Annotated in this window: 19 protein-coding genes and 1 pseudogene; 15 read left to right on the forward strand and 5 right to left on the reverse strand. The window is 70.9% G+C overall.

The genetic code is table 11. The features are described from left to right. Positions 1–78: 78 nt before the first annotated feature. The 5 genes and pseudogenes from gltS (at position 79) to IDM45_RS03745 (ending at position 5,420) form a co-directional block, all read left to right on the forward strand. Positions 79–1,298 (forward strand): annotated as a pseudogene (gene gltS / locus IDM45_RS03725) (sodium/glutamate symporter). Positions 1,299–1,358: 60 nt separating this feature from the next. After that, positions 1,359–2,597, forward strand: coding sequence for a tRNA adenosine(34) deaminase TadA (gene tadA, locus IDM45_RS03730; RefSeq protein ID WP_209421694.1), 1,239 nt, complete (start codon positions 1,359–1,361; stop codon positions 2,595–2,597). Between the two features lie 8 nt (positions 2,598–2,605). Next, positions 2,606–3,616 (forward strand): LD-carboxypeptidase, encoded by a 1,011-nt coding sequence (locus IDM45_RS03735; protein ID WP_209421696.1) that lies wholly within the window; start codon positions 2,606–2,608, stop codon positions 3,614–3,616. Beyond that, complete coding sequence (locus IDM45_RS03740) at positions 3,613–5,118, forward strand: hypothetical protein (RefSeq protein ID WP_209421697.1); 1,506 nt, start codon at positions 3,613–3,615, stop codon at positions 5,116–5,118. The genes IDM45_RS03735 and IDM45_RS03740 overlap by 4 nt, the downstream gene beginning before the upstream one ends. Beyond that, positions 5,082–5,420 carry a hypothetical protein gene (locus tag IDM45_RS03745; RefSeq protein WP_209421699.1) on the forward strand — a complete coding sequence of 113 codons (339 nt, stop codon included), beginning with the start codon at positions 5,082–5,084 and terminating at the stop codon, positions 5,418–5,420. The genes IDM45_RS03740 and IDM45_RS03745 overlap by 37 nt, the downstream gene beginning before the upstream one ends. 114 nt (positions 5,421–5,534) lie before the next feature. Here IDM45_RS03745 and IDM45_RS03750 read toward each other — a convergent pair whose 3' ends face one another. The 3 genes from IDM45_RS03750 to IDM45_RS03760 form a co-directional block, all read right to left on the reverse strand. Beyond that, on the reverse strand, positions 5,535–6,353 hold the full coding sequence (locus tag IDM45_RS03750) for a MinD/ParA family protein (protein WP_233457560.1): 819 nt from the start codon (positions 6,351–6,353) through the stop codon (positions 5,535–5,537). 99 nt (positions 6,354–6,452) lie between these two features. Beyond that, positions 6,453–7,226, reverse strand: coding sequence for a GGDEF domain-containing protein (locus IDM45_RS03755; RefSeq protein WP_209421701.1), 774 nt, complete (start codon positions 7,224–7,226; stop codon positions 6,453–6,455). Positions 7,227–7,264: 38 nt separating this feature from the next. Further along, complete coding sequence (locus IDM45_RS03760; RefSeq protein WP_209421702.1) at positions 7,265–8,965, reverse strand: SulP family inorganic anion transporter; 1,701 nt, start codon at positions 8,963–8,965, stop codon at positions 7,265–7,267. Between the two features lie 139 nt (positions 8,966–9,104). On the opposite strand from IDM45_RS03760, the gene IDM45_RS03765 reads away from it, so the two are divergent. From IDM45_RS03765 to IDM45_RS03775, 3 genes are all read left to right on the forward strand, one after another. Further along, a complete protein-coding gene (locus IDM45_RS03765) occupies positions 9,105–9,641 on the forward strand; it encodes a BON domain-containing protein (RefSeq protein WP_209421703.1) in 537 nt (178 codons plus the stop codon). 39 nt (positions 9,642–9,680) lie between these two features. Continuing rightward, a complete protein-coding gene (locus IDM45_RS03770; RefSeq protein ID WP_209421704.1) occupies positions 9,681–10,919 on the forward strand; it encodes a PLP-dependent transferase in 1,239 nt (412 codons plus the stop codon). 128 nt (positions 10,920–11,047) lie between these two features. Next, entirely contained in the window at positions 11,048–11,869 is an 822-nt protein-coding gene (locus IDM45_RS03775) for a DUF2189 domain-containing protein (protein WP_209421705.1), read from the forward strand. 52 nt (positions 11,870–11,921) lie between these two features. Here IDM45_RS03775 and IDM45_RS03780 read toward each other — a convergent pair whose 3' ends face one another. After that, on the reverse strand, positions 11,922–12,572 hold the full coding sequence (locus tag IDM45_RS03780; protein WP_209421706.1) for an arylesterase: 651 nt from the start codon (positions 12,570–12,572) through the stop codon (positions 11,922–11,924). Between the two features lie 36 nt (positions 12,573–12,608). Here IDM45_RS03780 and IDM45_RS03785 point away from each other — a divergent pair, with 36 nt between their 5' ends. Beyond that, on the forward strand, positions 12,609–13,313 hold the full coding sequence (locus IDM45_RS03785; RefSeq protein ID WP_209421707.1) for an ABC transporter ATP-binding protein: 705 nt from the start codon (positions 12,609–12,611) through the stop codon (positions 13,311–13,313). 89 nt (positions 13,314–13,402) lie between these two features. On the opposite strand, the gene sstT is transcribed toward IDM45_RS03785, so the two are convergent. Next, positions 13,403–14,632, reverse strand: coding sequence for a serine/threonine transporter SstT (sstT, locus tag IDM45_RS03790; RefSeq protein ID WP_209421708.1), 1,230 nt, complete (start codon positions 14,630–14,632; stop codon positions 13,403–13,405). A 162-nt stretch (positions 14,633–14,794) separates the two neighbouring features. On the opposite strand from sstT, the gene rlmB reads away from it, so the two are divergent. The 6 genes from rlmB to IDM45_RS03820 all read left to right on the forward strand — a co-directional run bounded on the left by rlmB (position 14,795) and on the right by IDM45_RS03820 (position 19,199). Beyond that, entirely contained in the window at positions 14,795–15,553 is a 759-nt protein-coding gene (gene rlmB, locus IDM45_RS03795; RefSeq protein WP_209421709.1) for a 23S rRNA (guanosine(2251)-2'-O)-methyltransferase RlmB, read from the forward strand. Next, positions 15,550–16,329, forward strand: a complete 780-nt coding sequence (locus IDM45_RS03800) for an SIR2 family NAD-dependent protein deacylase (RefSeq protein ID WP_209421710.1) — start codon at positions 15,550–15,552, stop codon at positions 16,327–16,329. The genes rlmB and IDM45_RS03800 overlap by 4 nt, the downstream gene beginning before the upstream one ends. After that, positions 16,326–17,171, forward strand: coding sequence for a fumarylacetoacetate hydrolase family protein (locus tag IDM45_RS03805; RefSeq protein ID WP_209421711.1), 846 nt, complete (start codon positions 16,326–16,328; stop codon positions 17,169–17,171). Before IDM45_RS03800 ends, IDM45_RS03805 begins: the two co-directional genes overlap by 4 nt. Positions 17,172–17,177: 6 nt before the next feature. Next, the gene (locus IDM45_RS03810) at positions 17,178–17,510 is read left to right on the forward strand and encodes an SMR family transporter (RefSeq protein WP_209421712.1); all 333 of its coding nucleotides are present in this window, start codon (positions 17,178–17,180) and stop codon (positions 17,508–17,510) included. Positions 17,511–17,614: 104 nt separating this feature from the next. Beyond that, positions 17,615–18,826: an NnrS family protein gene (locus IDM45_RS03815; RefSeq protein WP_209421713.1), complete on the forward strand. Its 1,212-nt coding sequence runs from the start codon at positions 17,615–17,617 to the stop codon at positions 18,824–18,826. A gap of 169 nt (positions 18,827–18,995) precedes the next feature. After that, complete coding sequence (locus IDM45_RS03820) at positions 18,996–19,199, forward strand: DUF2249 domain-containing protein (protein WP_233457562.1); 204 nt, start codon at positions 18,996–18,998, stop codon at positions 19,197–19,199. Positions 19,200–19,202 lie beyond the last annotated feature (3 nt).

Here is a 19,202-nt window from a genome sequence, read left to right on the forward strand (position 1 = left end):
GGCGCTGCCTGCCTACATGGCCGGGCAGCTGCGCTGGCATAGCATGGAGGCCCGTCCGCACGCACAGCACACGCCACCATGGCCATCAAGTTCGGCACCTACTACACCCTCATTCTGGCGGCCATCGTGCTGCTGGCGGGCAAATTCCTCGTGCAGCACATCCGCTGGCTGCGTGAATTCAACATCCCCGAGCCTGTGGCCGGCGGCCTGGTGGCGGCGCTGGTGTCCTGGGCGCTCAACGCCACGCTGGGCCTGCAACCGTCCTTCGACTCCAGCCTGCAGACGGCCTTCATGCTGGTGTTCTTCTCCTCCATCGGCCTGAGCGCCAACTTCGCCAAGCTGCGCGAGGGCGGCATGGGGCTGATCGTCTTTCTGGTCGTGGTGGTGGTCTTCATCCTGGTGCAAAACGGTGTCGGCATCGCGCTGGCCACGCTGCTGGGGCTGGATCCGTTGATCGGCCTGATCGCCGGCTCCATCACGCTCACCGGCGGGCACGGCACGGCGGGCGCCTGGGGCCAGGTGCTGGAGAGTCAGCACGGCATCCGCGGCGCCATCACGCTGGGCATTGCCTGCGCCACCTTCGGCCTGGTCATTGGCGGGCTGATCGGCGGGCCGCTGGCCAAGTGGCTGATCCAGCGCAACAGTCTGCAAGGCCCGCAGGGCAGCGCCGAGGGCAACGGCAGCGCGCTGGAGGCCGGCGCGCCCAACTTCGAGTTCCCGCACAAGACGCGCATCATCACCGCCGACGCCGCCATCGAGACCATGGCGCTGTTTGCCGGCTGCCTGGCCTTTGCCGAGTTCATGACCCACGCCATGGCCGGCACGGCAGTGCAGTTGCCCACTTTCGTCTGGGCGCTGGGCGGCGGCGTGCTGATCCGCAATGCGCTGGACTACGTGTTCAACTTCCAGGTCTTCGACCGCGCCATCGACGTGTTCGGCAACGCCGGCCTGTCGATTTACCTGGCGATTGCGCTGCTGTCGCTGAAACTCTGGGAGCTGGCCGGCCTGGCCGGGCCGTTGGTCGTCATCCTGGGCGCGCAGACCATCGTGATGGCGGCCTATGCGGGCCTCATCACCTTCCGCGTCATGGGACGCAACTACGACGCCGCCGTGCTGTGCGCCGGCCACTGCGGCTTCGGCATGGGCGCCACGCCCACGGCGGTGGCCAACATGCAGGCCATCACCAACCAGTACGGCGCCTCGCACAAGGCCTTTCTGATCGTGCCCATGGTGGGGCCTTCTTCATCGACCTGGTCAACGCCGTGGCCATCCAGGTGTTCATCAAGCTGTTCGGCTGAATTTTTTTGATGAAAAACGCCTGAAACCCTTGCCAGTCAAGCGGTGACAGCTATTAATAAATGAGTGAAACCTGCCAGCAGGAGTGTGATGCTCACTGGATGCGCCAGGCGCTGGCGCAGGCCGCTGCGGCGCGCGCTGCGGGCGAGGTGCCGGTGGGCGCGGTGCTGGTGCGCGGCGGCGCGCTGATCGCCACCGGTCGCAACGCCCCGCTGGCCAGCTGCGACCCGACGGCGCACGCCGAGGTGCAGGCGCTGCGCGCGGCGGGGCAGCGGCTGGGCAATTACCGGCTCGACGGCTGCACGCTGTACGTCACGCTGGAGCCGTGCGCCATGTGCGCTGGCGCCCTGCTGCACGCGCGCGTGGCCCGGGTGGTCTATGGCGCGGCAGACCCTAAGACCGGCGTCGCCGGCTCGGTGCTGGATCTGTTTGCCCAGCCGCGCCTGAACCACCAGACCCAGGTCAGCGCCGGCGTGCTGGCCCAGGAGTGCGCCGCGCTGCTGGCCGACTTCTTTCGCCAGCGCCGGCAGGCGCAGCGCCCCCAGCACCCGCTGCGCCAGGACGCGCTGCGCACCCCCGAAGCGCGGTTTGCCGATCTGCCGGCGCTGCCCTGGACGGTGCGGCGCATCAGCGATCTGCCGGCGCTGGGTGGCCTGTGCCTGCAGGTGCTCGATACGGCGGCAGCGGAGGCTGCGGGTGGGGCGGATGCGGTGGACGCCAGCAATGCCGCCCCAGCCTGGCTGCTGCTGCACGGCGCGCACTGCTGGAGCCATGACCTGCGCCACCTGATGGCCGCCCTGGACGCCCTGGGCCAGCGCGTGCTGGCGCCCGACCTGATCGGCTTTGGCCGCAGCGACAAGCCCAAGAAAGAGGCCTGGCACACGCCGCAGCAGCATCTGCAGGTGCTGGCCGAGCTGGTGCAGCGGCTGCGGCTGCGGCGCATCCTCCTAGTGGCGCAGGATGCCCCCTGGGCGCTGGCGCTGGCGGCGCTGCTGCCCGGGCAGGTGGCCGGCGTGCTGCGCATCGACGCCACCCCCAGGCAATGCTCGCCCGCGCCATATCCCGACGCCGGGCATCGCGCCGGCCCGCGCGCCCTGGCGCGCTGGGCGCAGGTCGCCGGGCCGCTGCCGGCCCTGCCTGCCGGCCTGGCGCAGACCAGCCCGCAGGCGCTGGGCCTGGCGCACAACGGGCTGGATACGCCCCAGGCCGCTGCCGCCCTGGCACGTGCCGCGCTGGCATACTTTTCTTCGCATCCCTTCTTCCAACCATCCCCGCCCACGGAGCAGGCGCCGCGCGCCTGAGCATCGCCTTGCCGCACGACCACGACGCCCACGAGCACGACCAGCCCCGCGGCCACGCCGCCTGCCGGCACAACCACGGCGCGCAGCACATCTACGTCTATTCGCCCTCGGGCGCGGTGCGCGACAAGGCAGCCTTTCGCCGGGGCGTCAAGCGCCTGCAGGCGCTGGGCCACCAGGTCGAGGTGGACGCCGACGCCCTGGCCAGCCACACGCGCTTTGCCGGCGACGACGACACGCGGCTGGCGGCCATTCACCGGGCAGCAGCCAGCGGTGCCGATGTGGCCTTGATCAGCCGGGGCGGCTACGGCCTGACGCGGCTGCTGCCGCGCATCGACTATGCGGCGCTGGCGCGTTCGGTGGAGCAGGGGATGCGCTGGGTCGGCGTGAGCGACTTCACCGCGCTGCAACTGGCGCTGCTGGCGCACACCGGTGCCGTGAGCTGGGCCGGGCCGGCGCTGGTAGGCGATCTGGGCGCGCCGGGCGAGCCCGACGAGATCATGCTGGCCTGCTTCGAGGACTTGCTCAGCGGCCAGGGCGAGGGCAGCGGCTGGCGCCTGCCCAAGCCGCGCGGCCAGGCCGCCAGCGCAGCGCCGGCGCTGTCCGATGAGCTCTACATCCCGCAGGCGCGCCTGTGGGGCGGCAACCTGGCCGTGCTGTGCGCGCTGGTCGGCACGCCGTATCTGCCGGCCATCGACGGCGGCATCCTGTTCCTGGAAGACGTGGCCGAGCACCCCTATCGCATCGAGCGGCTGCTGACGCAGCTGCTGCACGCCGGCATCCTGGCGCGCCAGCAGGCCATCGTGCTGGGGCAGTTCACCGAGTTCCGGCTGACCTCGCACGACCGGGGCTACCGGCTGCAAAGCGTCGTGGACTGGCTGCGCGCCCAGGTCGGCGTGCCGGTGCTGACCGGCCTGCCTTTCGGCCATGTGCCGACCAAGGTGCTGCTGCCGGTGGGCGCGCAGGTATCGCTGTCGGTGGAAGGGCGCGACGCCTTGCTCTACTGGGGCCACGTGCATTGACGCTGCGCGCCGCCCTGCCCAGCGCCCTGCGCCGCTGCGCGCTGGGCTGGGCCTGGCTGGCGCTGCTGTGGGCGGCCAGCACCCGCTTGGAGCAATTGGCGCCCTGGCAATGGCTGGTGGCGCTGGCGCTGCTGACGGCGCTGCCGGCCCGGGGCCTGTGGCTGGGCTTCATGCTGCGCAAGCGCCTGCAGCACGCGCAGTTTGCCGCGCAGGGCTGGGTGGTGCGCTGGTTCTCGGGCGGTCTGTGGCAGGGAGCCAAGGCGGTGGCGCTGGCGGCCCTGCTGTGTGCTGCGGCGCTGTGGCAGGGCTGGCTGCTGGCCGATTGGGAGTGGGCCTTGCTGGCCGGCGCACCGCCGCTGCACGCACTCGCGGCGGGCTGGCTGCAGCAGCGCCTGGCGCCGCAGTTCGCCCTGCCGGCCTATGCCTGGCGCTGGAGCCAGCGGCTGGCGCGCGTCCTGCTGGCGCTGCTGCTGGGGGCCATCTGGCTGGCCTGGTGGGCGCAGGGCGGGCTGGACAGCCGCGACCTGATCCCGGCCACGCCGCCGCAGGTGCTCGATGCCGCCCTGGCGCGCATCGCGGCGGCGCCCTCGGGCCTGGTGCGCTGGGGCCTGGATGCGCTGCTGGCGCTGCAGATCGGCACCGGTGCGGCGCTGGCGCTGCCCGAGTCGCCGGCCTGGCGCCTGCTGCTGCTGGCCCTGACGGGGCCGGTTGGATTGCTGTGGTGCCTGGGCTGGGCGCTGCAGGGCGCCTCGGGCAGCGCTGCACTGCTGGCCGGCTGGCGCGGGGACGACCCGCAGCCATCTGGGCGCCGCGCGCCCGGCCTGCGCGCCGCCGTGCTGGCCCTGGTGGGCGTGCTGCTGGGTCTGATCACGCTGCAGTCCGTGGCGCTGCTCGATGGCCTGGCGCGCCAGCACGCCAGCCCGCTGGCGCTGCAGCGCCTGCCGCAGTGCGAGCGCATCGGCCAGCAGTTCTACCGCCTGGGCACGCTGGCGCAGGTGCAGGCTCTGGCGCTGGAGCTGCTGGGCCAGGCCCGCGCGCCGGCGCAGCTGTGCAGTGGCCTGGCGCCCGTGCGCGCGGCCAGCGATGCGGCGCTGGAGCGTTATCTGGACTGGTATTTCAGCCTGGGCGCCGAGTGGGGCCGCATCTACCACTTGCTGCAGGGTCGCCCGGAGGTGTTCTTGCAGCAGCGCCTGGAGCAGACGCTGGCGGCCACGCCCGGCCTGCAGGACTGGCTGGGCCAGGTGCAGCGCCATGCCGCCGGCAGCCGGGCGGCGCTGGACGCTGGCCAGCGGCGGCTGGGCGAGGTGCTGGCGCGCCACCATCTGGCGCTGGGGAGGGCGGTTGCCTGGTGCAGCGGCAGGCCCCGGCGTTGGCCGAGCTGCCCGAGCTGGCACTGCTGGGCAGCACCCACCAGCGCTTGGCGGCAAGCGCCGTTGCCGGGGCCGGGGCGGGCGGCTTTGCCGCCGTGGTGGCCGCCAAAGCGGCGGGCAAGGCGTCCATGAAGGCGGCGGCCAAGGTACTGGCCAAGGCTGCGGCCAAACAGGCCGCCGGCAAGCTGGGCGGCGCCGGGGCCGGGGCGCTGGCCGGGGCGGCAGTCGGCTCGGCGCTGCCCGGGGCCGGCACGGCGGTGGGGGCAGCGGTCGGCGCGGCGGTCGGGCTGGCCACCGGCGTGGCGATCGACTGGACGCTGCTGCGCGCCGAGGAATTGCTCACGCGCCAGGAGCTGCGCGAGCAGTTGCGCGCCGTGCTGGACGAGCAGCTCGATGCCGTGGCGGCAGCGCTGGCTTGCCCGCCCAGGCCTTGAGTGCAACCGGCAAAATACCAGTCAAATCGACCGCAAACCCTTGCTGGACAAGCGCTGGAAGCTATGGTTTTAGTGGTTTGGAAGCACTGGTTGGCTGCTCGGCAGCCGCAGCCGTCAGGCTTCGCGCCGCTCCAGCAGGGCGGCATCGACCTTGCTTGCGAGTTGGGCGATGGCCAGCGCCGCCGGGCAGCCGGGCATCTGCTGCACCAGCAGCTGGCGGCGCATGATGGCGTCGCGCACGATGGGGTCGGTGGGGATGTCGCCCATGTGGATCAGCCGCACGGGCCGGCCTGAATCGGTGATGACGAAGCGGTCGAGCACCTGCTGCAGCTGCCCGGTGATGGCGCGCCCGTCGCCGGGGCGGCGCGTCTGGTTGACCACCAGGCGCAATTGCTGGCGCTTTTGCTGCGTGGCCAGCACCTTGATGGCGGCGTAGGCGTCGGTCAGCGAGGTCGGCTCGGGCGTGGCCACGATCAGCACCTCGGAGGCCAGCGAGACGGAAAACAGCACCACGTCGGAGATGCCCGCGCCGGTGTCCAGCAGCACGATGTCGTAGCGCGGCGCCAGGGTGTGGATAACGTTGAGGAACTCGTTGCGCACCGTGGGTGTCAGGCGCGAATACTCGATCATCCCCGAGCCGGCCAGCACCACGGAAAAGCCCCCTGGCGCCTCGATCACGGCGTCGTCGAGCCGCGCCTTGCCGGTGAACACGTCGTGCAGCGTGACTTTGGGGTGCAGGTTCAGCACCACGTCCAGGTTGGCCAGGCCCAGGTCGGCGTCCAGCACCAGGACGCGGTGGCCGCGCCGCGTCAGCGCCGCCGCCAGGTTGGCCGAGATGAAAGTCTTGCCGACCCCGCCCTTGCCGCTGGTCACGGCCATGATGCGCGCGCCCTGGGGCGCACCCTGGGGAGCCTGGGCAATGGTGTCGGCCAGGTCGCGCCTGGCCTGCCCGGCAGGCGAAGCGGCGCCGGGGCGGAAGTGGTGGCTGGGAAGGCGTCAGCGGAAGGCAGCGCGTCGTTCATCATCGCTCTTTCAGGGGGCGCTGCAGACAGGCGGATCATGGGGCCCTGGCAGGTCGCCCCAGCCGGAAGGAGTGTAGAGGGAGCCAAACAGCAGGTTCTTTTCTTCGGCGCTCACGGTGCTGTCGGGCTGGTCTTCGATGCTTACCCGGTTGCGCCCCTCGGCCTTGGCGCGGTAGAGCTGCGCGTCGGCGCGCTCGATCCATAGTTGGGCCGTGCTGCGTATCCACTGCAGCGCAAAGGCGCCGCCGATGCTGGCCGTGACGTGCAGGGTCTGCGTCGGGCTGATGGCGACCGGGGTTTCCTCGACGGCGCGCCGGATGCGCTCGGCCACCGTGCGCCCGAAGCCGAACAGGCAGGCCGGCAGCACGATGGCGAATTCCTCGCCGCCGTAGCGCGCCACCGTGTCCATGGGGCGCAAGCAGCGCTCCAGCGTGCGCGCCACGGACTGCAGCACCAGATCGCCGGCCCCGTGGCCATAGCGGTCGTTGACTTGTTTGAAATGGTCGATGTCCAGCATCAGCAGCAACGCAGCCTCGCCCGAACGGGCCACACGGTCAATCTCGCTCTCGATCACCGCATTGATGAAGCGCCGGTTGGGCAGGCCGGTCAGCGAATCCTTGAGGGACAGGTCGCACAGGCCGTCGATCAGCGTCTGCAGGTACTCCAGGGGCGTGCAGCCCTGCAGGGCCTGATGGCCTGCCGCAGACTGGCTCACCAGGGCATGGGCCGTGGTGAGCTTGAGATCTCGCAGTTGGATGGACGCGGCAGACGCAGAAAGAGTCACAAAGCGCAACAAAAAAGCAGTGCCCCAGTGTATCAGCGCTACCTGCCGGCCAAGGGGCGGCAAGCGCTGTCTTCCGGGGGCTGTTCGAGGGATGCCAGGGCTTCGGCGTCGGTGCGGTAGGTGTGCAGATCAGGCCCGGCGTGCAGCACCTGGGCGCGTTCGAGCACGCGCTGCACCGGCAGCTTCAGGCCGGCCACGTGCAGTGCGCCGCCGCGGCTTTGCATCAGCGCGCGCAGCCGCATGAAAGCCTCGACCCCGGTCACGTCGATGCGGTTGATGGGCAGGGCGAACAGGCACAGCGCGCGCAGCCCGGGCCGCGCGGCCAGCTCGTCGGCCACACGCCGCTCCAGCGCGGTGGCCGAGGCGAAGTCCAGCTCGGCATCCATGCGCAGCGCCAGCACGTGCGGCGCCAGCGGCGCCAGCTGCCACAGGTGGCGGTCGCGCAGGCTGCCATCGGGGTGGATGCCGACCTCGATGATGCGCGGGTGCAGGCGCTGGTACAGGAAGTGCGACAGGTTCATGACCAGCCCGGCCAGCACGCCCCAGTACAGGCGCGGCGCGCTGATCAGGGTCAGCGCGAAGGTGCTCAGGCCGATGAGAGTCTCCACGCGCGAAATGGGCCACAGGCGCAGCATCCCCAGTGGCTTGATCAGGCTGGTCACGGCGGTGACCACGACGGCGGCCAGCACCGCCTGCGGCACGTGGTAGAGCGCCGGCGTCAGCCACAGCAGCGTGGCCAGCACCAGCACTAGGGCAAACAGCGTGGCCCAGCCGGTCTGCGCGCCGGCGTACAGGTTGATGGCCGAGCGCGAGAACGAGGCGCTGGTGGCAAAGCTGCCGCACAGGCCCGAGCTCATCTTGGCCATGCCGTGGGCGATCAAGTCCTGGTTCTCGTTCCAGCGCGTGCCGCCGCGCGAGTGCTCGACCTTGGCGCTCGATGCCGTCTCCAGAAAGCTCACCAGCGTGACCACCAGCACCGGCAGGGTCAGCGCGCCGAACTCGTCCCAGGACAGCCAGCCGGGCAGGTACAGCGACGGCAGGCCCGAGGGCACATGCCCGACCACGGCGCCATCGGCGTCGGCAAAGCCTGCCTGCCAGCTCACCAGCGCGGCCAGCGCGATGACCACCATGGCCGTCGGAAAGCTCGGCCGCCAGCGCCGCCCCAGCATCAGCAGGGCCAGGCTGCCCAGGCCAAAGGCCGTGGCGCGCAGGTCGAAGTGGTGCAGCGAGGGGTCGGCGGCCAGGGCGTGCCAGGTGGTGCGCAGGCCCAGCAGTGCCGGTAGCTGCGAGGCCAGGATGAGCAGCGCCGCCGCCTGCGTGAAGCTGCCCAGCACCGGCGAGGTCACCAGATTCAGCAGCCAGCCAAAGCGCAGCACGCCCAGCAGCAGCTGCAGCGCGCCCGACAGCAGCGCCATCCAGGCGGCCAGCTGCACCCACTGTGCGCTGCCCGGCTCGGCCAGGCCGGTGAGCGAGGCGCCGATCAGCAGGCTGGTCAGCGCCGTCGGCCCCACGCCCAGGCGCGTGGACGAGGCCCACAGCACGGCCACGAGGGCCGGCACCAGCGAGGCATAGATGCCGGTCACCAGCGGCATTCCGGCCAGGTGCGCATAGGCCACGCCCTGCGGCACCAGCATCAGGCCCACGGTCATGCCGGCCCAGAACTCGCCGCGCAGCAGCTCGGCTGTGGGGCGCGGCCAGGCGAGAAAAGGCAACCAGCGGGACAGGGCAGCAGGCGTCATGGCGCTCGATTGTCGCGCTGCCAGGGTCGGCCTGCCGGCGCTGCCGCCCTTGTCCTACCGGCGTTTCGGCGCTGCGCCAACGCTGGCCGGCCAGGGCTATTCCTACATTGCCTGCATGTCAACCCACAGGAGAGGAATCATGCCAAGCCCCAACCAACGCCATGACGACTGCAGCGCGCTGCTGCGCGGTGCCGGCATCGCCGCTGCCATCGCCTTGAGCCTGGGCCTGGCCGCGTGCGACAGGAGCGACGACCGCACCGCTGGCCAGAAGCTCGATGCGGCCATCGCCAAGACCGAGCAGGCCGCCCAGGACGCCAAGCTGCGCACCCAGGAGGCGGCGCACGACGCCAAGGTGGCCGTGCAGGAGGCTGCCCGAGATGCGCGCCAGGAGGCGCACGTGGCGGGCGAAAGCGCCCGCGCCGATACGCGCGAGGTCAAGGCCAACGCCCAGGCCGCCGTGCAGGACGCTGGCATCACAGCCCGCGTCAATGCCGGCCTGGCCAAGGATCCAGACCTGAGCGCCATCCGCATCGACGTGGACACCGGCGGCGGCGTAGTCACCCTGAACGGCCCGGTCAAGAGCGCCCAGGCGCGCGAGCGCGCCACGCAGATCGCCCAGGGCGTAGAGGGCGTACGCCAGGTGGTCAACAACCTGAACATCACGCCGGGCAGCTGAGGGCGATGCTTTCGGGAGCGCCACCGCTACCATGCGCGCATGAGCCAGCAAAACAACGCCCCCTCGCAAGACATCACCACCCGCCTGATCCACCACGCCTACGAGCCGCCCGCCGGCTTCGCGGCGCCGCAGCCGGCCATCCACAAGGCCTCGACCGTGCTGTTTCCCGACGTCGCCGCTTTGCGCGCGCGCGAGTGGAAGGACAAGACCAGCTACACCTATGGCCTGCACGGCACGCCCACCACCTACCGGCTGGAGGAGCGCATCGCCACGCTGGAGGGCGGCCAGCAGTGCCTGCTGGCGCCCAGTGGGCTGGCGGCGATCTCCACGGTGGCGCTGGCGCTGCTCAAGAGCGGCGACGAGGTGCTGCTGCCCGACAACGCCTACGGCCCCAACAAGGCGCTGGCCGAGGCCGAACTCGCCCACTGGGGTATCACGCACCAGATGTTCGATCCGCTCGACCCGCTCGACCTGGCCGCCAGGATCAGTCCCCGCACCCGCCTGGTCTGGCTGGAGGCCGCCGGCTCGGTCACGCTGGAGTTTCCCGACCTGCTCGCCCAGGCGCGCATCTGCCGCGAGCGGGGCGTGACCTCGGCGCTGGACAACACCTGGGGCGCAGGCCTGGCCTTTGCGCCCTTCGACCTGAAGGGCGACGGCAGCCTGGGCGTCGATATTTCCGTCCACGCCCTGACTAAATACCCCAGCGGCGGCGGCGACGTGCTGATGGGCAGTATCACCACGCGCGATGAGCGACTGCACCTGAAGCTCAAACTGGCGCACATGCGCCTGGGCCTGGGCGTGGGCGCCAACGACGCCGAGGCCGTGCTGCGCGCCCTGCCCAGCATGGCCCTGCGCTACCGCGCCCACGACGTGGCCACGCGCGAGCTGGCGCGCTGGATGGGCCGCCAGGCGCCGGTGGCGCAGGTGCTGCACCCGGCGCTGCCCGGCTCGCCCGGCCACCCGCACTGGCAGGCGCTGTGCGGCAGCGCCAACGGCGGCGCGGGCGCGGCAGCCGGCCTGTTCAGCGTGGTCTTCGATGCGCGCCACGGGCAAGAGCGCGTCGATGCCTTCTGCGACGCCCTGCGGCTGTTTCGCCTGGGCTATAGCTGGGGCGGGCCGATCAGCCTGGTCGTGCCCTACGACCTGCCGGCCATGCGCGAGTGCGCCACGCCGCACTTGGCCGATGGCCATCTGGTGCGCTTTTGCGTCGGCCTGGAGGACGTGCAGGACTTGCGCGCCGATCTGGAGCAGGCGCTGGGCCGGGCTTTCGGCAACTGAGCGGGCGCGCTGGCCGGTCTTGCCGGCGGCTTTGTCCGCAGGAGAAGTAGGGACTTTCCTTGATGGCGGGCAAGGCCCGGTAGCGCGTAAGGTGGACTGGTCTGCGTTTCTTGTCAGGAGTGCCCGCCATGCTGGAGACCACCACCACCCATGTTGCTGCCGCCCTGGTGCCGGCGCCGATACGACTGCAGGCCTTGTCGCCGGCCCAGCCTTTGCGGTGGCTGGCCGCTGGCGCGCGCGACCTGCTGGCCGCCCCCTGGATCGGCCTGTTCTACGGCCTGTGCTTCTGGGGCATGGCGCTGCTGCTGGCCTGGATCTTTCGCGCGCGGCCCGAATACACCATGTCGCTGGCCAGCGGCTGCCTGCTGGTCGGGCCATTCCTGGCCATGGGCCTGTATGAGACCAGCCGCCGGCGCGAGGCCGGCCTGTCGCCCAGCCTGGCCGAATCGCTGACCTGCTGGGATCGGCACGTGGCCAGCATGGCCATGCTGGTGCTGGCGCTGATCGTGCTGGAGCTGCTGTGGGGCCGCGCCTCGCTGGTGGTGTTCGCGGTGTTCTTCCATACCGGAATGCCGTCCACCACGGGCGTGGTGCAGGCGGTGTTCAATCCGCAGAACTGGCAGTTCGTGCTGGCCTACGCGGCGGTGGGCGGCGTCTTTGCCGCGTTGGTGTTTTGCTTCACCGTGGTGGCCATCCCGATGATCCTGGATCGCGACACCGACGCCTTCACCGCCGTGCTGACCAGTATGCGCGTGGTGCTGGACAACCCCGCCGCCATGCTGCTGTGGGGCGCGCTGATCACGCTGCTGGTGGCCTTGTCGCTGCTGGCCTGGGGCGCGGGGCTGCTGGTGGTCGGGCCGCTGCTGGGCCACGCCACCTGGCACGCCTACCGCAGCGCAGTGGCGCCGGCGGAGGCAGCGGCGGAGGCAGCAGCGGATGCGGCCATCTGAGCGCGCGTCTGCCGGCGGTCGAGAGGCAGTTCGCCGGCGCCGCTGGCAAGCATCAGCGCAGCAACTGCTGCAGCTGCGGCCAGACATTGGCCAGCATCTGCGGCTGGGCCTGGGCATTGGGATGGATGCGGTCGGCCTGGAACAGCCGCGCGGCCTCGGGCACATCCGCCACGCCTTTGAGGAAGAACGGCACCAGCGCCGTCTTTTCCTGCCGCGCCACGTTCTCGAAGGCCTGGGCGAAGCGCCGGCCATAGTCGCCGCCATAGTTGGGCGGCACCTGCATACCCAGCAGCAGCACGCGCGCACCGGCGGCCCTGGCCTGCTGCGCCATGGCGGCCAGGTTGTCCTCGGTGTTCTTCAGCGGCAGGCCGCGCAGCGCGTCGTTGCCGCCCAGCTCGATGACCACATGGGTGGGCCGGTGCGTCCTGAGCAGCGCCGCCAGCCGGGCGCGCCCGCCGGAGGTCGTGTCGCCGCTGACGCTGGCGTTGACCACCGCAGCGGCGATGCGCTCGCGCGCCAGCTGCTGCTCCAGCAGCGCCACCCAGCCACTGCCGCGCGCCAGGCCGTACTCGGCGCTCAGTGAGTCGCCCAGTATCAGGATGACCGGCTCCCGCCCGGCTGCCAGTGCCGGGCGGCTGACGCCCAGCGCCGCCAACGCTGCCAGCCCGGCAAGCCCCGCCGCGATACAGTCGCGCCGACCCATTTGCCCATTCATCCGTCTGTCCACCATCACTCCTTCATGTCCAGCATCAGCGCCGCCCAGCCTGCGACCAGCACGCCCATCATCGCCGTGGAGCACCTGCACAAGTCGGTCACCGACTCCAGCGGCACGCTCGACATTCTGCGGGACATCGATTTCACCGTGGCGGCGCGCCAGACCGTGGCCATCGTCGGCGCCTCCGGCTCGGGCAAGAGCACGCTGCTGTCGCTGATTGCCGGCCTGGACACGCCCACGCGCGGCACGGTGCGGCTGGCCGGGCAGGATTTGTTCGCGCTCGATGAGGACGCGCGCGCCGCGCTGCGCGCGCGCAGCATGGGTTTCGTGTTCCAGAGTTTCCAGCTGCTGGCCAACCTGTCGGCGCTGGAAAACGTCATGCTGCCGCTGGAGCTGGCCGGCCAGCCCCAGGCACGCCGGCTGGCCGCCGACATGCTGGCGCGCGTGGGCCTGCAAGATCGCCTGGCGCACCAGCCGCGCGTGCTCTCGGGCGGCGAGCAGCAGCGCGTGGCGCTGGCGCGCGCCTTCGTGGTACAGCCCGCCGTGCTGCTGGCCGACGAGCCCACCGGCAGCCTGGACTTCGCCACCGGCGCTGCCGTGATGGAGCTGATGCTGGCGCTCAACCGCGAGCAGGGCACGACGCTGCTGCTGGTCACGCACGATCGGGGCATCGCCGCGCGCTGCGACCGGCGCATCACCATCGAGGCCGGACGCGTCGCAGAGTCATGAAAAATGATAGCTGGCAGCGCTTGTCTGGTAACGATTTCGGATGGTTTTCTACCTGAAACCTTTGCTGGGCAAGCGCTTCCAGCTATCAATCAGGTAGCGCTGCCGCCCCTGCGCTCCTGCATCATGCTGGCGGCGGCGGTGAACAGCACGTCGGTGGAGGAGTTAAGCGCCGTCTCCGCCGAGTCCTGCACGATGCCGATGATGAAGCCCACGGCCACCACCTGCATGGCCAGGTCGTTGCCGATGCCGAACAGGCTGCACGCCAGCGGGATCAGCAGCAGCGAGCCGCCGGCCACGCCTGAGGCGCCGGTGGCGCACACCGAGGCCACCACGCACAGCAGCAGCGCCGTGGGCATGTCCGCCTGGATGCCCAGGGTGTGCGCGGCGGCCAGCGTCAGCACGCTGATGGTGATGGCGGCGCCGGCCATGTTGATGGTCGCGCCCAGCGGGATGGCGATGCTGTAGGTCTCCTGCGGCAGGCCCAGGCGCCTGGCCAGCGCCAGGTTGATGGGGATGTTGGCCGCCGAGCTGCGCGTGAAGAAGGCCGTCACCCCGCTCTCGCGCAGGCAGGTCAGCACCAGCGGATAGGGGTTGCGCCGGATGCACCACCACACGATCAGTGGATTGACCACCAGCGCCACGAACACCATGCAGCCCACCAGTACCGCCAGCAGGTGGCCGTAGCCGCGCAGTGCCTGCTCGCCGGCCTCGGCCACGGTGGCCGCCACCAGGCCGAAGATGCCCAGCGGCGCGCAGCGGATCACGCCCTGGATGATGGCGGTGACGGCCTGCGCGCCATCGTGCAGCACGGCGCGCGTGCCCGCCGAGGCGTGGCGCAGCGCCAGGCCCAGGCCCACGGCCCAGGCCAGGATGCCGATGTAGTTGGCCTGCAGCAGGGCGTTGACGGGGTTGTCCACCAGGCTTTTGGCCACGTTCACCAACACCTCGCTGACGGCGCCGGGCGGCGCCAGCTCGGCCTGCGGCGGCGCCTGCAGGGTCAGCGTGCTGGGCCACCAGGTGCTGGCCACGACGCCCACCACGGCAGCCGACAGCGTGCCGGCGACGTACAGCAGCAGCACCGGGCGGATGCCCGTGGCCTCGCCCGGCACGTGGTTGCTGATGGCGGCCATGACCAGCACCAGCACCAGCACCGGCGCCACTGCCTTGAGCGCGGAGATGAACAGCGTGCCCAGAAAGGCCACATAGGGCGTGGCGCCAGGGGCGAGAAAGGCCAGGGCGAGACCGGCCAGCAGGGCAACGGCAATCTGCGCCACCAGGCTGGTGCGTTGCACCAGGCGCAGCAGGGGTGACAGGAGCATGGGAGGGTGTGAGGGCGCAGGCCAGCGCGGCATGGGTGCTGCGCCGCTGCCCGTCAATGGGGAAAACGCGCGATTTTACGGCCCGGGTCTTTGGGAAGTGGGAAGGTTGGGCGTTTGGCGTGGCAGCCCGCACAACGCACAACGCCCCCGATAATCAGGCGCATGTCGTCTGCCAAAGTCCTGTTCGGCTTCCATGCCGTGGGCGTGCGCCTGAAAACCGCGCCGCAATCCATCATCGAGATCTACTACGAACCCACCCGGCGCGATGCGCGGATGCGCCAGTTCCTGGAGCGCGCCCGCGAGGCCGGTGCACGCCTGATCGAGGCCGACGGCCTGCGCCTGGCCAAGCTCTCGGGCAGCCACGGCCATCAGGGCGTGGCCGCGCGCGTGCAGGCCGTGCAGCAGGTGCAGTCGCTCGACGATCTGCTGGACGCGCTGGAGGAGCAGGGCGTCAGGAGCCCGCTGCTGCTGGTGCTCGACGGCGTGACCGATCCGCACAACCTGGGCGCCTGCCTGCGCGTGGCCGATGGCGCCGGCGCGCACGCCGTGATCGCGCCCAAGGATCATGCCGTGGGCATCAACGCCACCGTGGCCAAGGTGGCCAGCGGCGCGGCGGAGACCGTGCCGTACTTCATGGTGACCAACCTGGCGCGCACCCTGGGCGAGTTGAAGGAGCGCGGCATCTGGGTCATCGGCACCAGCGACGACGCCGACAAGACCCTCTACCAGGCCGACCTGCAAGGCCCGGTGGCGCTGGTGCTGGGCGCCGAAGGCCCGGGGATGCGCCAGCTGACCAGAAAGACCTGCGACAGCCTGGTGAGCATTCCCATGCTGGGCGCGGTGGAGAGCCTGAATGTCTCGGTGGCCAGCGCCGTGTGCCTGTATGAAGCCCTGCGCCAGCGCCAGGGCCAGCCGTCATGAAGGCGCAGCACGAGCTGCAGGCGGTGCGCGACTGGATAGCCGAGGCCCGGCGCATCGCCGTGCTGACCGGCGCCGGCATGAGTGCCGAATCGGGCGTGCCCACCTTCCGCGATGCCACGAGTGGCTACTGGGCGCAGTTCAACCCGCAGGACATGGCCAGCGAGCGCGGCTTTCGCGCCGCGCCGCAGCGCGTGTGGGACTGGTATGCGCACCGGCGCGCCGGCATCGCCCAGGTGCAACCCAACGCCGGCCATCTGGCGCTGGCGCGCTTTGCCCAGGCGCACCCGGGCCGGCTCGCCGTGATCACGCAGAACGTCGATGGCCTGCACCAGCGCGCCGGCAGCCCGGGCGTGCTGTGCCTGCACGGCGACCTGCTGGCCGACCGCTGGCTGGATGCACCACGCGCCTGCTGCCGGCTGCAAGAGGCCGCGCCCGGCAGCCCGCCGCGCTGCCGCGCCTGCGGCAATCTGGTGCGCCCGGGCGTGGTCTGGTTCGGCGAGAACCTGCCGGTGGACGTGCTCGAAGCCGCCCAGCAGGCGGCGCAGGCCGCCGAGCTGATGCTGGTCGTCGGCACGGCCGGCGCCGTCTATCCGGCGGCCGGGCTGGCGCATCTGGCGCGCCAGGCGGGCGCGCGCGTGGTCGTCATCAACCCAGCGGCCAGCGAACTCGACAGCGCCGCCCACGTCGTGCTGCGCGGCACGGCGGCGCAGCTGCTGCCTGAGTTGTTGCAAAGCACTGGCCCACTTGTGGCCCCGAGCGTCAAGGAGTCCGCATGAAACTCATCCGCCATGGCGCCAGCGGCGCCGAGCGCGCCGGCCTGGTGGACGCCACCGGCACGTTGCGCGACGTGTCCATGCTGGTGCCCGACATCGGCCCGGCGCAGCTGGCTCCTGCCGTGCTGGCCGCGCTGGCCGCCATCGACGCCGCGCGGCTGCCGGCCCTGCCCGAGGGCACGCGCCTGGGCTGCCCGGTAGGCGGCGTGGGCAAGATCGTCTGCGTCGGCCTGAACTATGCCGACCACGCACGCGAGGCCGGCATGGCGCTGCCGTCCGAGCCAGTGCTGTTCATGAAGGCCGCGACCAGCCTGTGCGGCCCGCACGACGCCGTGCGCGTGCCGCCCGGCGCGCGCAAGCTCGACTGGGAGGTCGAGCTGGGCGTGGTCATCGGCACGGCCATGCGCGGCGTGGCCGAGGCCGATGCGCTGGCGCACGTGGCCGGCTATGTGCTGGCCAACGACGTGTCGGAGCGCGCCTGGCAGACCGAGCGCGGCGGCCAGTGGGACAAGGGCAAGAGCGGCGACACCTTCGCGCCCGTCGGGCCGTGGCTGGTCACGCCCGACGAGCTGCCCGACCCGCACGCCCTGCAGTTGTGGCTGGAGGTCAACGGCCAGCGTATGCAGCACGGCCACACGCGCGACTTCATCTTCCGGCTGCCGCAGGTGCTGGCCTACATCAGCCAGTTCATGACGCTGGCCCCGGGCGACCTGGTGCTGACCGGCACGCCAGCCGGCGTCGGCCTGGGGCAAAAGCCCGAGCCGCGCTTTTTGCAGGTCGGCGACGAGATGCGCCTGGGCGCCACCGGCCTGGGCGAGCAGCGCCTGGTCTGCGTGGCGGGCTGATCCCCCATGCACCCCTACGCCCTGCTCGGCATCTCGATTGCCGCCGAAGTCGTCGCCACCTCGGCGCTCAAGTCCTCCGCCGGCTTCACGCGGCTGTGGCCCAGTGTGCTGACCGTGCTGGGCTATGGCCTGGCGTTCTATTGCCTCTCGCAGGTGCTCAACCACCTGTCCACCGGCGTGGTCTATGCCATCTGGTCGGGCCTGGGCATCGTGCTGATCTCGCTGGTCGGCTGGTGGCTGTACGGCCAGAAGCTCGACGGCCCGGCCCTGACCGGCATGGCGCTCATCATCGCCGGCGTGGCCGTCATCCAGCTGTTTTCCAAGTCCGCCGGGCATTGACCACCCGGCCCGGCGCACATCGGGAGCTGCCGCAGTCTTTAAGATTCATTTAAAATGAATTTATTGTTCGCCAACCCGGGAAGCTCGAACTTCCCCTCTCTGCCGTGAACCAGCCCCTGCCTTTTCCCCAACGTCCCGGCCGGGCCGCGCCGGTCGCACCCCTGCTGCAGGGCATCCCGCTGCTGCGCCTGGGCTTTCGTCCCTTCTACCTGGGCTCTGCGCTGCTGGCCTGCCTGGCAGTGCCGGTGTGGGTGCTGGCCTTCCTGGGCCATATCCCACTGGGCGTGTCGGTGCCGCCGCTGCTGTGGCACGCGCACGAGATGCTGTTCGGCTTTGCCGTGGGCGTCATCGTGGGCTTCCTGCTCACTGCCGTGAAGGCCTGGACGGGCCTGCCCACGCCGCGCGGCAGCGCGCTGGGCGCGTTGGCCCTGCTGTGGCTGGCGGCGCGCCTGGCGGCCTTCGTCGCGCCATACCCGGTCTATGCGGCACTGGACATGCTGCTGCTGCCCGCCGTGGCGGTCAGCCTGCTGATCGTGCTGGTGCAGGCGCGCAACAAGCGCAACGTCCCGCTGATCTCGCTGCTCCTGCTGATGGCGCTGGCCAACGGCGTGTTCCACCTGTCGGTCATGCAGGTCATCGAGGTGCCGGCCCTGTCCGCCCTGTATGCCGAGCTGGCGCTGGTGCTGATGGTGGTCAGCGTCATCACGGGCCGCGTGGTGCCACTGTTCACCAAGAATGTGACGCCGGGCCTGACCATGAACATCCCGCGCAAGTTCGAGCTGACCCTGCTGGCCGTCACTGCCCTGGCCCTGCTGCTGTGGGTCTGCGCCGCGCCCGCACCGCTGGCGGCCCTGGCCAGCGCCGCCGCCGCCGTGCTGCACGCCGTGCGCCTGGCGCTGTGGAAGCCTTGGGTCACGCTGCGCCGGCCCATCCTGTGGATCCTGCACCTGTCCTATGCCTGGATGCCCATCGGCTTTGCCCTGCTGGCGGCTGCCCAACTGGGCTGGTTGGCGGCCACGCTGGCCATCCACGCCCTGGCCGTGGGGGTGGTCGGCGGCCTGATCATCGGCATGTTGACGCGCACTGCACGCGGCCACACCGGCAGGCCGCTGCAGCCTTCGCGCGCCGAAACCGCCGCCTACGCCATGGTCATGCTGGCCACCGTGCTGCGCGTGCTGGTGCCTGCCGTGCAGCCGCAGTGGTATGTGGGCGCGCTGCACGGCGCGGCCTGCCTGTGGGCGCTGGCCTTCGGCATCTACATGGTCATGTACACGCCCTGGCTGCTGCGCACCCGGCTCGATGGCAAGGACGGCTGAGCTGCACGACCCGGACTTGTCTTTCTCTGTTTTCATCGCCCAAGGGCACTTTTCCCCAACCCTTTTTCATCCCATAGGCTGAGCACATGAGCACCATCGCCACCGAAATCGACGTCCGCACCATTCCCCCTACGAGCGCCACGCGCAGATTTTTGGCCAGTTCGACGCGCTGGAGGCCGGCCAGGCCCTGGTCATCGTCAACGATCACGACCCGGTGCCGCTGCGTCGCCAGTTCGCCGCTCGCACGCCGGGCCAGTTCGACTGGACTTACCTGGAGGCCGGCCCCGCCCTGTGGCGCGTGCAGATCGACAAGACCGCCAACACGGCAGACGAGGGCGGCTCGTGCTGCTCGGGCGGTGCCTGCGGCGGCTGAGGA

Source organism: Melaminivora jejuensis, assembly GCF_017811175.1.
GTDB classification, from domain to species: Bacteria; Pseudomonadota; Gammaproteobacteria; order Burkholderiales; family Burkholderiaceae_C; genus Melaminivora; species Melaminivora jejuensis.

Excerpts from the sequence above, each read along its gene's own strand:
- IDM45_RS03800 (WP_209421710.1), top strand. The coding sequence starts at position 15,550 with ATGAAGGCGCAGCACGAGCTGCAGGCGGTGCGCGACTGGATAGCCGAG.
- IDM45_RS03765 (WP_209421703.1), top strand. The coding sequence starts at position 9,105 with ATGCCAAGCCCCAACCAACGCCATGACGACTGCAGCGCGCTGCTGCGC.
- IDM45_RS03760 (WP_209421702.1), bottom strand. The coding sequence starts at position 8,965 with ATGACGCCTGCTGCCCTGTCCCGCTGGTTGCCTTTTCTCGCCTGGCCG.
- rlmB (WP_209421709.1), top strand. The coding sequence starts at position 14,795 with ATGTCGTCTGCCAAAGTCCTGTTCGGCTTCCATGCCGTGGGCGTGCGC.
- IDM45_RS03780 (WP_209421706.1), bottom strand. The coding sequence starts at position 12,572 with ATGGGTCGGCGCGACTGTATCGCGGCGGGGCTTGCCGGGCTGGCAGCG.
- IDM45_RS03785 (WP_209421707.1), top strand. The coding sequence starts at position 12,609 with ATGTCCAGCATCAGCGCCGCCCAGCCTGCGACCAGCACGCCCATCATC.
- IDM45_RS03810 (WP_209421712.1), top strand. The coding sequence starts at position 17,178 with ATGCACCCCTACGCCCTGCTCGGCATCTCGATTGCCGCCGAAGTCGTC.
- IDM45_RS03775 (WP_209421705.1), top strand. The coding sequence starts at position 11,048 with ATGCTGGAGACCACCACCACCCATGTTGCTGCCGCCCTGGTGCCGGCG.
- IDM45_RS03805 (WP_209421711.1), top strand. The coding sequence starts at position 16,326 with ATGAAACTCATCCGCCATGGCGCCAGCGGCGCCGAGCGCGCCGGCCTG.
- tadA (WP_209421694.1), top strand. The coding sequence starts at position 1,359 with ATGAGTGAAACCTGCCAGCAGGAGTGTGATGCTCACTGGATGCGCCAG.
- IDM45_RS03770 (WP_209421704.1), top strand. The coding sequence starts at position 9,681 with ATGAGCCAGCAAAACAACGCCCCCTCGCAAGACATCACCACCCGCCTG.
- sstT (WP_209421708.1), bottom strand. The coding sequence starts at position 14,632 with ATGCTCCTGTCACCCCTGCTGCGCCTGGTGCAACGCACCAGCCTGGTG.